The sequence below is a fragment of the Paraburkholderia sediminicola genome (genome assembly GCF_046026895.1).
GTDB lineage: Bacteria > Pseudomonadota > Gammaproteobacteria > Burkholderiales > Burkholderiaceae > Paraburkholderia > Paraburkholderia sediminicola_C.
On record NZ_JAQQEU010000020.1, the window covers coordinates 37809 to 52542 of the forward strand.

Below are 14734 nucleotides of genomic sequence, written 5' to 3' on the forward strand. Positions count from 1 at the left end.
TTTGTGTGCGGGCGGGTGAGGTTTGTGGCGGGTTTGCCTTGGGCTGCACTTATGTCAGCGCTGCCCGTGCTCGCATCGCACACCTGCCGCCCATGTGCAATGCACCTGCTGCGCGGACCCGTTGTCGAGCGCTTCGCCACAACACCGCAACATCCGTTTCAACGCCCGTAAAAAACCATCGCGCGACCGACCCACATTTTCTGCGTGTATTACCGATATGGCGAAGAATCACCCCCACCCAAGCGACCCGAAGCGCCCGCGAGCCGCCGCGAAGCCCGCGCCTGAACCGGCCGCGCGCGCCGCCCAACCGAAGCTCGATCGAGCGGAGGGGCTCGCCGGCCTCGGCGCGCTGCGCGACGCCTTGAAGGTCGATACGCAACGGCGCGAGCGCGAACGCACCGCCGCGGCGGCGGCGCAGCGCGAAGCAGCGGCGGACGCCGACCTGTTCCGCCGCGAGATCGGCGCGGTCGCGCCGCTCGCGACGCCACCGCGCGCGCCGTTGCCGCGCAATCCCCCGCCGCCGCTGCCGGTGCAAACCAGGCTCGACGAAGAAGCCGTCCTGCATGAAGCAATCTCCGACGAGTTCGATCCCGAAGTACTGCTCGAAACCGACGAAACGCTGTCCTACTGCCGCCCCGGCGTGAGCCAGGAAGTCGTGCGAAAACTGCGGCGCGGCGCGTGGATCGTGCAGGCGCAAATCGACCTGCATGGAATGCGGCGCGAAGAAGCGCGCGAGGCGCTCGCCGAGTTCATCCGCGAGTCGGTGAAACGCGGCTTGCGCTGCTTGCGCGTGATCCACGGCAAGGGTTTGGGATCGATCGGCAAGGAGCCGGTGTTGAAGGGCAAAGTGCGCGCGTGGCTGGTGCAGAAGTCGGAAGTGATCGCGTTCTGTCAGGCGCGGCCGCATGACGGCGGCGCCGGCGCGGTGGTCGTGCTGTTGCAGCCGGGCGCGTTGCCGACACCCCCCAAGCCCTGACGGAGCCGCAGTGATCCATCCAAGGCTGACGCTGGCGCTGACCATCATGGAAGCGCTGGCGATTTTCGCGTACGCGATTTCCGGGTTCATCGAAGCCAGAAGCCGCCGGCTCGACGCGGTGGGCACCTTCCTCGTGGCGATCGCCACGGCCTTCGGCGGCGGCACGTTGCGCGACGTGCTGCTGGAGCGGCGGCCGTTCTACTGGGTCGAGCATCAAGGCTATCTGATCGCGATCTTCGTGATGTCGCTGTTCGCGCCGACGCTGCTGAAGATGACCTCGCGCCTGCTCTCCGAGCGCGTGCTGCTGGTCGCGGACGCCGTGGGACTGGGCCTCTTCAGCATCGCGGGCACGTCGATCGCGCACGACGCGCAGATGCCGTGGTTCACGGCGGTGATGATGGGCGTGTTGACGGGCGTGTTCGGCGGCGTGATCCGCGACGTGCTGTGCAACGAAGTGCCGCTGATCCTGCGCGACTCGCGGCCTTACGCGACGTGCGCGTTCGTGGGCTGCTGGCTGTACGTGCTGCTGGACTATGTGAACTTCGACACGGTGTATAGCGTGCTGGTCGCGACCGCGTTTATCCTGCTGGCACGGCTGGTGACGTACCGGTTCGAGGTCCGCTTGCCGCATTGAGCGCGGCCGGATTGCCGGCGGCACTCAATGCGGCAAGCCCGATTCACGGCTGTCGATTTTCGCGCTCGCCGTTCGTCGTGACTTACACGGCCCTTGCGGCCGGCGTTGCGCCACGGCGCACCCGCAACCGCCCAAGGTGACCGCGATGACCCTGAAACTCTATGCCCACCCGTTCTCCTCGTACTGCCAGAAGGCCCTGACCGCGCTTTACGAAAACGGCACGCCGTTCGAGCTGCGCCTTGTGTCGCAAGACCACCCGCAAGTGCTGGCCGAATTCGCCGCGCTGTGGCCGATCAAGCGCTTTCCGGTGCTGGTCGACGGCAGCCGGACCGTGGTCGAGGCGACCATCATCATCGAATATCTCGGCCTGTATCATCCGGGGCCGAGGCCGCTGCTGCCCACCGACCCGCGCGCCGCGCTCGAAGTGCGCAGCATGGACCGCTTCTTCGACAATTACATCTCGACGCCGCAGCAAAAGATCGTCTACGACCGTCTGCGCCCCGAGGCGGAGCGCGACCCGCGCGCGGTGGCCGACGCGCGCGCGATGCTCGACACTGCGTACGCCTGGCTGAACAACGTGATGGCCGAGCGCGAATGGGCCGCTGGCGACACCTTCAGCCTCGCCGACTGCGGCGCCGGCCCGTTCCTGTTCTATGCCGACTGGACGCATCCGATCGACCCGGCCTTCGCGCACGTGCGGGCCTATCGGCAGAGGCTGCTGGCGAGGCCGTCGTTCGCGCGAGCGGTCGACGAAGCGCGGCCGTATCGTCCGTTGTTTCCGCTCGGCGCGCCCGACCGGGATTGAGCGGCGCGACAGACAGCCTTGAACGGCCACCACGCGGAAGCTGCCCGGAGCGAGAACCGGCGCCGGCCCGCCAGTCACGCTCCGCGCCAGGTTCCGGGCTGGGAGTCCAGCCTCTTCAGGACAACACTATTTCCACCCTGTAAACTCTCCTCGAAGGCCACCTCTGCCCATCACTTACAAGGCACAACATGGACCGTTTCGAAGCGATGGAGATATTTACGCGTGTCGTCGAGGCGAACAGCTTCACCAAAGTATCCGAATCGCTCGACCTGCCCCGCGCCAAAGTCAGCCGCACGATCCAGGCACTGGAGGAACACGTCGGCGTCCGGCTGCTGAACCGCTCAACGCGCCAGGTGAGCGTCACCGAAGACGGCGCGTCGTTCTACGAACGCTGCGTGCGCATCCTCGCCGAAGTCGCCGACGCGGAATCGTCGCTGTCGAACAAGCGCGAAAATCCGGCCGGCACGATCCGCGTCGATACGTCGGGCACGCTCGCCCGCGCGCTGCTGTTGCCCGCGCTCGACGATTTCTACCGGCAATACCCGCAGATCGACGTGCGGCTCGGTCTCGCGGATCGCAACATCGATCTGATCCAGGATGCCGTGGATTGCGTGATTCGCATGGGCACGCCGGAAGAGTCGAGTCTGGTCGCGCGGCGCATCGGCGAGGCGCGCATCGTCACGTGCGCGTCGCCCGCGTATCTGCAGAAATACGGCACGCCGACCACGCTCGAAGAACTCGCCGAGCATCGCGCCGTCAACTACGTGTCCGCGCGCACCGGCCGGACCTTTCCGTTCGAATACCAGGTGGACGGCGAGATCGCAAAGGTCGCGATGAAAAGCGTGCTCGCGGTGAACGACGGCTCGGTGTACATCGGCGCGGGCGCGCTCGGCCACGGGATCATCCAGCCATCGCGCTTCATGGTCGCCGAACTGATCAAGCAAGGCGCGCTCAAGGAAATTCTCACGCACTACACGAGCCCGGGCGCGCCGCTTTCGGTCCTTTACGCGCACCGCCGCAATCTGAGTTCGCGGCTGCGCGCGTTCATCGAATGGGTGACGGCGCTGGCGCGCAACAACCCGGACCTGCGCATCCCGGACGCGTGAGGCCGGCACCCTCGCGACTCACGCCATCAAAACAAAGCCCCACGCGTCGTAAAACGCATGGGGCTTTTCTCAACCGTCCAACAGCCAGGCGAATCGTTTCGCTCAGGCGATCCGCTCTTCGTTGGCCGGATCGAACAGCACCGCCTTCGATGTATCGAACAACAGCGTCGTATTGGACAGCGGTTGCGGATTCGACGCCGGGTGCACGCGGCTCACCACGCGCTTGCCGTTGACCTGCGCGAACACCAGCGTGTCCGGGCCGGTCGGCTCGATCACGTCGACCTTCACTTCGACCGGTTGCAACTGCGAGTCGTCGCCGTGCGCGCCGCGCTTGTCGGTGATGCGCTCCGGCCGCAGGCCGAGAATCACCTCGCGGCCGACATGCGACTTCACCTTCGCCGAGTCGAACGGCAACGCCAGCGCCTTGCGCGCAACGCCCGTGTCCAGCTCGATGCCGACGCCCGCGCCCTGCTCCACCAGCTTGCCCTGGATGAAGTTCATCGGCGGCGCGCCGATGAAGCCGGCCACGAACAGATTCGACGGCGAGTCGTAGATCTCCTGCGGCGCGCCGAACTGCTGCACGATGCCGTCCTTCATCACCGCGATGCGGTCGCCGAGCGTCATCGCTTCGATCTGATCGTGCGTCACGTAGACGATCGTCGTGCCGAGGCGCTGATGCAGCAGCTTGATTTCCGAACGCATCTCGATACGCAGCTTCGCGTCGAGGTTCGACAACGGCTCGTCGAACAGGAACATCACCGGATCGCGCGCGAGAGCGCGGCCCATCGCCACACGCTGACGCTGGCCGCCGGACAGTTGGCCCGGTTTGCGGTCGAGCAGGTGCGTGATCTGCAGCGTGTTCGACACGCGATCGACGATCTGCGTCTGCTCCTGCTTCGGCACCTTGCGGATGTTGAGGCCGAACGAGATGTTCTCGCGCACCGTCATGGACGGATACAGCGCGTATGACTGGAACACCATCGCGATGTCGCGATCTTTCGGCGACAGGTTGTTGACCGTCTTGCCGTCGATCTGGATCTCGCCCTTGGTCACGGTTTCGAGGCCGGCGATCATGTTGAGCAGCGTCGACTTACCGCAGCCCGAGCCGCCGACCAGAATCAGGAACTGGCCGTCTTCGATGTCGATATTGACACCCTTCAGAACGGGCACCCCGTTCGGGTAAGTCTTGAACACGTCACGGATGGATAGGCTTGCCATGCTGTGAATCCTCTTGTCTCTGGTACTGCTTGAAAACGTCTTGTCGGGTGACAGCGGCGCGGGTTCAGTGGCGCGCCGCCGCGCCCGGATGGTTTAGCCCGGGGTTAGCCCTTGACGGCGCCGGCCGTCAGGCCGCGCACGAAATAGCGTCCGGCGATGATGTAGACCAGCAGCGTCGGCAGCGCGGCGATGATGGCGCCGGCCATGTCCACGTTGTATTCCTTCACGCCGGTCGAGGTGTTCACGAGGTTGTTCAGCGCCACCGTGATCGGCATCGAATCGACGCCGGAGAACACAATACCGAACAGGAAGTCATTCCAGATCTGCGTGAATTGCCAGATCAGGCACACCATGAAAATCGGCAGCGAGACCGGCAGCAGGATCTTCGTGAAGATCGTGAAGAAACCCGCGCCGTCGATGCGCGCCGCCTTCACGAGTTCAGCCGGAACGCTCACGTAGAAGTTGCGGAAGAACATCGTGGTGAACGCGATACCGTAGATCACATGCACCAGCACCAGACCGGTCGTCGTGTTCGACAGGCCGAGCATGCCTTCGAAGCGCGCCATCGGCAGCAGGATCGCCTGGAACGGAATGAAGCAGCCGACCAGCAGCATCGTGAAGATCGGATCGGCGCCACGGAAACGCCAGTGCGTGAGCACATAACCGTTGAACGCGCCGATGATCGACGAGAGCAGCACGGCGGGAATCACCATGCGCACCGAGTTCATGAAGAACGGCTGCATACCGTCGCAACGCACGCCGGTACAGGCGCCGCTCCATGCCTTGACCCACGGGTCGAGCGTCCAGTGCGTGGGCGGCGTGAGCAGGTTGCCGCTGCGCAACTGATCGATGTCCTTGAACGACGTGGACAGCATCACGTACAGCGGGAACAGGAAATACAGGGCGAACAGAATCAAGGCCGCATAAATGACGGCGCGGCTGATCGTCATCTTAGGCTGCATTGCGGGTGCTCCTCGATTCCAGATACATCAGCGGCACGAGCACGGCCACAACGGTGGCGAGCATCATCATCGACGATGCCGCGCCGACGCCGAGCTGCCCGCGATTGAACGAAAACGTGTACATGAAGATAGCCGGCAGCGACGACGACGTGCCCGGACCGCCCGCGGTCAACGCGACGACCAGGTCGAAGGTCTTGATGGTGATGTGGCAGAGAATCAGCAGCACGGAGAAGAACACTGGCCGCATGCTCGGAATCACGATCTTGCGGTAGATGGTGGGCAGGTTCGCGCCGTCCATCTGCGCGGCCTTGAAGATTTCGGCGTCCACACCGCGCAGACCCGCGAGGAACAGCGCCATCACGAAGCCGGTGGATTGCCATACCGCCGCGATCACGACGCAGAAAATCGCCTTGTCCGGGTCGCCCAGCCAACTGAACGAAAAGCTCGTCCAGCCCCAGTCGTGGAACACCTTCTCGAGGCCGACACTCGGCGTCATGATCCATTGCCACGCCGTACCCGTCACGATGAAGGAGAGCGCCATCGGGTAAAGGAACACCGCGCGCAGCGCGCCCTCATTGCGAATCTGCTGATCGAGCAGGATTGCGAGGAACAGTCCGAGGCCGATACAGATGGCGATGAACGGGATGCCGAACCACCCGAGGTTCGCAGCCGAGGTCCAGAACACGTCGTTTTCGAACAGTTCGCGATAACGGTCGAGGCCGGCGAACTCATAACGAGGCATCAGCCGCGAAGTGGACAGCGACAGAAAGCCGGTAATTGCGATGAAGCCATACACGAAGATGAGGCTGATCACGACGCTGGGTGCGAGCACCAGCTTCGGAATCCAGCGATCGGCGAGGGCCGCCATGGGCGACGTGCGGCGGGTGACGGCGGCCGTTTTCCCGTTTCCGCTGATAGAAGCAGTCACTACTCGACTCCTGCTGAAACTGTACCGCCGGGGTGGTTGCGCGAGAACGGCGCGAGTTCCGACGACGGCATAGGTGTGACTCCATGAAACCAGGTGAAGCCGCCTGCAAACTCCGCACGCAGCGCGCGCAACGCGCGGACTGCCAGCGGCGGCCTGCGGAACACGCCCGGCGCTTCCTCGGGAAGCCACCGGGCGCGCTGCTTCGCTTACTTCACTTACTTGGTCTTCGCTGCCTTCGCGAGCGCGGCAACTGCGCTCTTCGAATCCTGCTGCGAGTTCATGAACTTCGTGACCACGTCGGAGATCGCACCGGCTGCTGCATCCGGTTGCGCCATGCCGTGCGCCAGCGACGGCACATAGCCACCGGCCTTGATCGCGACCTGTTCATCCGCGTACGACTTCTTCGCACAGTCGTCGAACTTGTCCATCGGCACGCCGAGACGCACCGGGATCGAGCCTTTGTTCAGGCTGAACTGCTCCTGGAACTCGGGCGACATGATCGTCTTCGCAAGTGCCAACTGACCCGGCGTCGCAGCCTTCTGGCCCTTCTGCTGGAAGAACACGAACGAGTCGACGTTGAACGTGTAGGCCTTTTCCGTGCCCGGCACAGCGGCGCAGATGTAGTCCGAACCCGACTTCTTGCCGGCGTTGGTGAATTCGCCCTTCGCCCAGTCGCCCATGAACTGCATGCCGGCCTTGCCGTTGATGACCATCGCGGTGGCGAGGTTCCAGTCACGGCCCGTGCGGCCCGCGTCGAAGTAGCCCTGGATCTTGCGGACCGTGTCGAACACGCCGACCATCTTGTCCGAAGTCAGGGTCTTTTCGTCGAGGTCGACGATTGCCTTCTTGTAGAAGTCCGCGCCTTGCGACAGCACGACGTCTTCCCACAGCGTCAGGTCTTGCCACGGCTGACCGCCCATCGCGATCGGCTGGATGCCCGCGGCCTTCATCTTGTCGGCCACGGCGAAGAACTCAGGCCACGTGGCCGGCACCTTGCCGCCTGCCTTCTCCAGTGCCGCCTTGTTGATGTACAGCCAGTTCACGCGGTGCACGCCGAACGGCGCGCCGACGTAGTGACCGTCCGCGTGCATGATCTTGTCGATCTCCGGCGGCAGGTTCTTCTTCCAGTCGCCCGCCACGGAGTCGATCGGCACCAGCACCCCTTGCGAAGCCCAATCCTGGATCAGCGGACCCTTGATCTGTGCGGCGGTCGGCGCATTGCCCGAGATCACCTGCGTCTTCAGAGCCGTCATGGCTGCCGCGCCGGCGCCACCCGCAACCGCGAAGTCCTTCCACGTGTAACCCTGCTTCGTCATGTCGTCCTTGAGGACGCCGACGGCTTTCGATTCGCCGCCCGAAGTCCACCAGTGCAACACTTCGACCGACTCGGCAGCCTGCACCGCCGAGACGCCACACATCAGACCCGCAGCGCACAAAGCGCCCATGATCGCGCGAAATTTCATTGCTTATCTCCTCCAGACACCTGAACAAAAAAACAAATGGCCCCTGATGTCGCCAGGGTGCTGTGGTTGGTTCAAACAGGCAAAACACTGGGCGATCGAGCACGGTCGGGCGCATGCGCGAGGCATGTGCCGGCGGACCGATGTCCGGCCGCTAGAAGCTCAAGAGATGAGTGGTTTGGGATGCAACTGTTTGTCTCCTCTTTTGATTTTTGCCTGCCCGCGTCGCGCGGCAGACTCGAGGTGCCTTGCATGTGAACCTGGACAACCGCACAGCGGGCCGTTACCAGATGCCGGCACGCAATGTCCGTTAACATGCAGGGGACGCCTGCCGATTCGGGAAAACGCGCATTTTGCCGAACAGCGCACGCTTTTTTCATCGAATTAGCGCTACCTCTTGATTTGGATTGTAGTTAAACTACAATTCAGTGTCAAAAAATATTTTATCGGACTACGGTCGCCTTTTCCGCACAGTGCGCGCTCAGCGCGGCGGCCCCCAGGACATCGACGGAGACTCATGCAAACCGACTCAAGCTTCACTTTCGTTCTCTTCGGCGGAACCGGCGATCTGTCGATGCGCAAGATCCTGCCCGCACTGTTTGAAGCGCACCGTGCAGGCGGCATGCTCGCCGACAGCGGCAAGATCGTCGCGGTGGCCCGGCATGCTGCGGATCGCGTCGAGTACCTGCAATGGGTGAACGAGCACGTCAAACCGCATGTGTCGAAGAATGGCGTGGACGAAGCGGCATGGACGAGCTTCCTCGCGCGCATCGAGTTCGTGAAGATCGATCTCGGCAATCCGGAAGACTTCGTGCAGTTGCGCGACGCCGTGCGCGACCTGCCCGGCATTCGCGTGTTCTACCTGGCCACTGGCCCGTCGCTGTTCGTGCCGATCTGCCATGCACTGGCGTCGGTGGGGCTCAACGAAAACGCGCGCATCGTGCTCGAAAAGCCGCTCGGCTACGATCTGAAATCGTCGAATGCGATCAACGACGCGGTCGGCGAAATCTTCGCGGAAGAACAGATCTACCGGATCGACCACTACCTCGGCAAAGAGCCGGTGCAGAACCTGCTCGCGCTGCGCTTCGGCAATGCGCTGTTCGAACCGCTGTGGCGCCGCGAGTGGGTCGAGAGCATTCAGATCACGATTGCCGAAGAACTCGGCGTCGAAGCACGCGGCGACTTCTACGACAACACCGGCGCGCTGCGCGACATGGTGCAAAACCATTTGCTGCAGTTGCTGTCGATCGTCGCGATGGAGCCGCCGCACTCGATGGATTCGGACTCGGTGCGTGACGAAAAGCTGCGCGTGCTGCGCGCGCTGAAGCCGATCGATCCCAACGAGATCGGCAAGGTCGCGGTACGCGGCCAGTATCACGCCGGCGGGATCCGCGGCACGCCGGTGCCGGGCTACGTGACCGAACCCGGTGTGAAACCGGACAGCACGACCGAAACCTTCGTTGCACTAAAAGTCGAGATCGAGAACTGGCGCTGGGCCGGCGTGCCGTTTTTCCTGCGCACCGGCAAGCGGCTCGCGGATCGCGTCGCCGAAATCGTGGTGAATTTCCGTCCGGTGCCGCATTCGGCGCTGGGCGTGTCCGCGTTGCGCGCGGGCGCGAACCGTCTGGTGATCCGCCTGCAGCCGAACGAAACCATTCGCCTCTACTGTCTCGCGAAGCAGCCCGGCGAAGGCATGAACCTCGCGAGCGTGCACCTCGACCTCGCGTTCGACCAGTTCTTCCGCGAAGGACAGATGGAGGCATACCAACGCCTGCTGCTCGACGTGATCAACGGCCGCCTCGCACTGTTCGTGCGGCGCGACGAGCAGGAAGCCGCATGGCGCTGGGTCGAACCGATCCTGAACGAATGGACGGCCTCGCGCAAGCCGCCCAAGCCGTATGCGGCGGGCACGTGGGGACCGGCCGCGGCGAGCGCGATGCTGGCGCAGCACGGCACCTGCTGGCTCGAAGAAGAGAATTGACGGACGGTGCCGCGCGATGTTCGATCGAATATAGCGCGGCGCCGGAGTAAGACCCACCGACGAACTGAACGGAATGGCGCCGGTATCGCCCAGGCGTCTGCAAGCCATCCCGCCTTGCAAACGCAGCGCGAGAGCAGTACGGCAGTTTCCGCAGATCAAACAAAAAAGCAGCACGGAGGAGAAGTGATCGAGCTTCACGCTTTCGACGATCAACGCGCCCAATCCGACGCGTTGGCGAAAGCGGTTGGCGACGCGTTACATGCGTCGCTCGCCGCACAGGCGGCCGCGTCAACCACTGGCACGCGCCCCGCAATGCTTGCAGTGTCCGGCGGCAGCAGTCCGCGTCCGTTCCTGCAAACGTTATCCACGCAATCCTTCGACTGGGCGCGCATCGCCGTGACTCTGGTCGACGACCGCTGGGTGCCGGAAACGGACAGCGCGAGCAACGCGCAACTGGTTCGCGCCACGCTGTTGCAGAACGCCGCGCGCAACGCCACGTTCTGGCCACTGGTCGACACCACCCAGGATCTGCACGCGCATGTGGCCGCGCTGAACGCCGACGCGCGCTTTAGCGCGGTGCCGGACGTCGCGGTGCTCGGCATGGGCGAAGACGGCCACACCGCATCGATCTTCGCGGACTCGCCCGAGTGGGATCATGCGATCACCACCACCGAACGCTTCGTCGCCGTGCATCCCGGCAGCGCGCCGCATGCGCGCGTGAGCTGGTCGCTTTCCGCGCTGAAGGAAGTGAAGCACCTGTTTTTGCTGATCGCAGGACCGCGCAAGATGGACGTGCTCAATGCAGCCGCCGCTTCGCTACAAAAAAATGCCATCTCACAGTTGGCAAACGACAAGGGAGTGAGACTCGATGTCTACTGGTGTGCAAACTAAGGCTGTTCCGGGCGCGGGCCAGCACGCCGACGGACCGAGGCTGCTGGCCGACATCGGCGGCACCAACGCGCGTTTCGCGCTGGAGACGGGTCCGGGCGAAATCGGCTCGGTGCTGGTCTATCCGTGCGCGGACTATCCGGGCGTCGCCGAGGTCATCAAGAAGTATCTGAAGGACACAAAAATTGGCCGCGTGAATCATGCGGCGATCGCGATTGCGAACCCGGTCGATGGCGACCAGGTGAGCATGACGAATCACGACTGGACCTTTTCGATCGAAGCGACGCGCCGCGCGCTCGGCTTCGACACCTTGCTGGTGGTGAACGACTTCACCGCGCTGGCCATGGCGTTGCCCGGCCTCACCGACGCGCAGCGCGTGCAGGTGGGCGGCGGCACGCGCCGTCCGAACAGCGTGATCGGCCTGCTCGGTCCGGGCACCGGCATGGGCGTGTCCGGCCTGATCCCCGCCGACGACCGCTGGATCGCGCTCGGCAGCGAAGGCGGCCACGCCACCTTCGCGCCCGTCGACGAGCGTGAAGACATCGTGCTGCAATATGCGCGCAAGAAGTGGTCGCACGTATCGTTCGAACGCGTGGCCGCCGGCCCCGGCGTGGAAGTGATTTACCGCGCGCTCGCGGGCCGCGACAAGAAGCGCGTGGCGGCCAACGTCGACACGATCGAGATCGTCAAACGCGCGCTGGACGGCGAGCCGCTGGCGGCGGAATCCGTCGACGTGTTCTGCGGCATCCTCGGCACCTTCGCGGGCAATATCGCGGTGACGCTCGGCGCGCTGGGCGGCATCTACATCGGCGGCGGCGTGGTGCCGCGTCTCGGCGAGCTCTTCGCGCGCTCGTCGTTTCGCCGGCGCTTCGAGGCGAAGGGCCGCTTCGAGGCCTATCTGCAGAACGTGCCGACCTATGTGATCACCGCCGAATATCCGGCCTTCCTCGGCGTCTCGGCGATTCTCGCCGAGCAGCTGTCGAATCGCGCCGGCGGCAGTTCGTCGGCGGTGTTCGAGCGGATTCGCCAGATGCGCGATGCGCTGACGCCGGCCGAGCGCCGCGTCGCCGATCTCGCGCTGAATCATCCGCGCTCGATCATCAACGACCCGATCGTCGATATCGCGCGCAAGGCCGACGTGAGTCAGCCCACCGTGATCCGCTTCTGCCGTTCGCTCGGCTGCCAGGGTCTGTCGGATTTCAAGCTGAAGCTCGCGACGGGTTTGACCGGCACGATCCCGGTGAGCCATAGCCAGGTGCACCTCGGCGATACCGCGACGGACTTCGGCGCGAAGGTGCTGGACAACACCGTGTCGGCGATTCTGCAGTTGCGCGAGCATCTGAACTTCGATCAGGTCGAGCGCGCGATCGATCTGTTGAACGGCGCGCGGCGCATCGAGTTCTACGGGCTCGGCAATTCGAACATCGTCGCGCAGGACGCGCACTATAAGTTCTTCCGCTTCGGCATTCCGACCATCGCCTATGGGGATCTGTACATGCAGGCGGCGTCGGCTGCCTTGCTCGGCAAGGGCGATGTGATCGTGGCCGTCTCCAAGTCGGGCCGCGCGCCGGAACTGCTGCGCGTGCTGGACGTCGCGATGCAGGCCGGCGCGAAGGTGATCGCGATTACGTCGAGCAATACGCCGCTCGCCAAGCGCGCCACCGTCGCGCTCGAAACCGATCACATCGAGATTCGCGAGTCGCAGCTGTCGATGATCTCGCGCATCCTGCATCTGGTGATGATCGACATTCTCGCGGTCGGGGTGGCGATCCGTCGCGCGGTGCCGAGCGCGGACGTGGCCGAGACGGTCGCCAAGGCGCGCGAAGGCGCCGACGACGACGCCACCGCCGTGCTGGACTGGTTGAGTCACGGCGCGGCTTCGTCGGCCCGCGATTGAAGCACTCAATCAGCCTGCGCCGCTCGACATCCATCGCGATGCGCGCGGCGCGGGTGTTCTGCTGCGCTGTTATGCCGCGTGCGCGATGATCTCGGGTCATTGCCCGCCGTCGTTGTCGCCCGGACAAACAGCGATAATAGATGCTCCATCGCCCGAGGCAGCACGCACAGCCCGATGATCATCCGCCCGCATCTCCACTGGTTCCGCATGCTGCTCGCGTGGCGGGGCTCGGTTCTTCCGCAGCTGCTGCCGCGGCTCTTCCTGATCTTCTGCATCTCGATCGTCGCCGTGGCCGCCCACGACCACCTGCTGCCGATCTCGTTGAACCTCAACACCACCGCGCCCTTCTCGCTGATCGGTATCGCGCTCGCGGTGTTCCTCGGTTTCCGCAACAACGCCAGCTACGATCGCTGGTGGGAAGCCCGCAAGCTGTGGGGCCAATTGCTGAACGAGTCACGCTCGCTCACGCGCCAGGCCATTACGCTGCCGACCCGATCGTTGCCGAAAGAAGAGGTCGGCGAATTGCTCGCCGCACTCGGCGCGCTTCCTCATGCGCTGCGTCATCAGCTGCGCAAAAGCGACCCGCGTGAAGACCTCGCCGCGCGGCTGCCTACGGCGCTTTTCGAGCGCGTCATCGCATCGCGCTACAAGCCGGCAACTTTGCTGCTCTATCTCGGCGAATGGGTGCAGCGCGAGGCGCAGGCAGGCGCGATCGATCCGATGGCGGTGCTCGCCTTCGACCGGAATCTGAATGGACTATCGGATGTAATCGGCGGATGCGAGCGCATCGTCTCGACGCCGCTGCCGTTCGCCTACTCGGTGATGATTCACCGCACGGTGTATTTCTTCTGCGCGTCGCTGCCGTTCGGGCTGGTGGACAGCATCGGCATCTTCACGCCGGTGTTCGCGGTATTCGTCGCGTACACGTTCATGGCGCACGAAGCCATCGCCGCGCAGCTCGAAGAGCCCTTCGGCACCGACGACAACGACCTCGCGCTCAACACGATGTCCGCGATGATCGAAGACGCACTGCGCGATCTGCGCGGCGAACCGGCCCTCACGCTGCCTGACCGGCAAGCGGAAAACTATCTGTTCGATTGAACCCGCGGGCGGCCCCCATGGCGCGCCGCTTCTGACGTGCGTTCAGTCGTTGCCGGCCGTTTCCGACAAACGCTTGAGCGTCGCCACGCGCGCACCGATGATGTCGATGCGGCCACGCTCATCGACCGCCGGCGTGGTAGCGGCGAGATACGCGCTCCAGGCGCGTTGCGCGCGCACCAGCGTCGCACGCGAGTTGGCCGGCATCTTCGACTGCAGGCGGCGGTAGTAGCGATTCAGATCGAACATCGCGTGTTCGCACTGCGCGTCGGCGCTGCACGCGCGCGGGCGGCGCGGCGGCGGACTACCCGCATTGGCGACCGCACTGCGCAACACGAGCGCGCGGTCGCGCACCGGTTGCAACTGCATGTCGGCTTCGGCCAGCACATACATCGAGCCGCGCGTCGTCGCGAACACCGCGGCCAGCAACTGCTTCTCAGCCTCGCGCGAGGCGAGCCACGCCGTCTGGCTCCTGTCCCACAGCTTGCGCCGCGCGGCCGGCAGCTTCGGCTGAAGCTGCTGCCACGCGCTGTCCAAGGCGGCCTTCCAGCCGATCCGCGCGTTGTCCATGCACTGCACCTGGCCCGTCGTGGTCGACATGTCGCTGCGCGCGAGACACGCGCGCATCGCCGCGTCGATCGGATCGGCGGCGGCGACTTCGGCGTGCGCCGCCGGCGACAGCGCACCGCACAGCGCCGCCGACGCCACGGCCAGCACGCCCAAGGCGCGCAACGTGCGCCGCCAGCGGCCGGCGCCGGTCGATGGCTTCAGCCAACCCATC

At 64.6% G+C, this 14734-nt stretch carries 13 protein-coding genes; 8 read left to right on the forward strand and 5 right to left on the reverse strand.

The window, feature by feature from the left end:
- The first annotated feature begins 217 nt into the window (after window positions 1–217).
- The 4 genes from PQR02_RS16365 (at window position 218) to PQR02_RS16380 (ending at window position 3521) form a co-directional block, all read left to right on the forward strand.
- On the forward strand, window positions 218–976 hold the full coding sequence (locus PQR02_RS16365; protein ID WP_408232632.1) for a Smr/MutS family protein: 759 nt from the start codon (window positions 218–220) through the stop codon (window positions 974–976).
- Between the two features lie 13 nt (window positions 977–989).
- A complete protein-coding gene (locus tag PQR02_RS16370) occupies window positions 990–1610 on the forward strand; it encodes a trimeric intracellular cation channel family protein (RefSeq protein ID WP_408232834.1) in 621 nt (206 codons plus the stop codon).
- Between the two features lie 145 nt (window positions 1611–1755).
- Entirely contained in the window at window positions 1756–2415 is a 660-nt protein-coding gene (locus PQR02_RS16375) for a glutathione S-transferase family protein (RefSeq protein WP_408232635.1), read from the forward strand.
- 188 nt (window positions 2416–2603) lie between these two features.
- Window positions 2604–3521: a LysR family transcriptional regulator gene (locus tag PQR02_RS16380; RefSeq protein WP_408232638.1), complete on the forward strand. Its 918-nt coding sequence runs from the start codon at window positions 2604–2606 to the stop codon at window positions 3519–3521.
- 102 nt (window positions 3522–3623) lie between these two features.
- On the opposite strand, the gene PQR02_RS16385 is transcribed toward PQR02_RS16380, so the two are convergent.
- The 4 genes from PQR02_RS16385 to PQR02_RS16400 all read right to left on the reverse strand — a co-directional run bounded on the left by PQR02_RS16385 (window position 3624) and on the right by PQR02_RS16400 (window position 8092).
- Entirely contained in the window at window positions 3624–4739 is a 1116-nt protein-coding gene (locus PQR02_RS16385; protein ID WP_408232641.1) for an ABC transporter ATP-binding protein, read from the reverse strand.
- Between the two features lie 104 nt (window positions 4740–4843).
- Entirely contained in the window at window positions 4844–5701 is an 858-nt protein-coding gene (locus PQR02_RS16390; protein WP_408232644.1) for a carbohydrate ABC transporter permease, read from the reverse strand.
- A complete protein-coding gene (locus PQR02_RS16395; protein WP_408232647.1) occupies window positions 5691–6629 on the reverse strand; it encodes a carbohydrate ABC transporter permease in 939 nt (312 codons plus the stop codon). Before PQR02_RS16395 ends, PQR02_RS16390 begins: the two co-directional genes overlap by 11 nt.
- A 215-nt stretch (window positions 6630–6844) precedes the next feature.
- Entirely contained in the window at window positions 6845–8092 is a 1248-nt protein-coding gene (locus PQR02_RS16400) for an ABC transporter substrate-binding protein (RefSeq protein ID WP_408232651.1), read from the reverse strand.
- A gap of 514 nt (window positions 8093–8606) precedes the next feature.
- Here PQR02_RS16400 and zwf point away from each other — a divergent pair.
- From zwf to PQR02_RS16420, 4 genes are all read left to right on the forward strand, one after another.
- Window positions 8607–10070, forward strand: a complete 1464-nt coding sequence (zwf, locus tag PQR02_RS16405) for a glucose-6-phosphate dehydrogenase (RefSeq protein WP_408232654.1) — start codon at window positions 8607–8609, stop codon at window positions 10068–10070.
- Window positions 10071–10253: 183 nt separating this feature from the next.
- Window positions 10254–10961, forward strand: coding sequence for a 6-phosphogluconolactonase (gene pgl, locus PQR02_RS16410; protein ID WP_408232657.1), 708 nt, complete (start codon window positions 10254–10256; stop codon window positions 10959–10961).
- Complete coding sequence (locus PQR02_RS16415; protein WP_408232660.1) at window positions 10939–12855, forward strand: bifunctional transcriptional regulator/glucokinase; 1917 nt, start codon at window positions 10939–10941, stop codon at window positions 12853–12855. Before pgl ends, PQR02_RS16415 begins: the two co-directional genes overlap by 23 nt.
- Window positions 12856–13029: 174 nt before the next feature.
- The gene (locus PQR02_RS16420; protein WP_408232663.1) at window positions 13030–13956 is read left to right on the forward strand and encodes a bestrophin family protein; all 927 of its coding nucleotides are present in this window, start codon (window positions 13030–13032) and stop codon (window positions 13954–13956) included.
- 42 nt (window positions 13957–13998) lie between these two features.
- On the opposite strand, the gene PQR02_RS16425 is transcribed toward PQR02_RS16420, so the two are convergent.
- On the reverse strand, window positions 13999–14733 hold the full coding sequence (locus PQR02_RS16425; protein WP_408232666.1) for a lysozyme inhibitor LprI family protein: 735 nt from the start codon (window positions 14731–14733) through the stop codon (window positions 13999–14001).
- Between the last annotated feature and the right edge of the window lies 1 nt (window position 14734).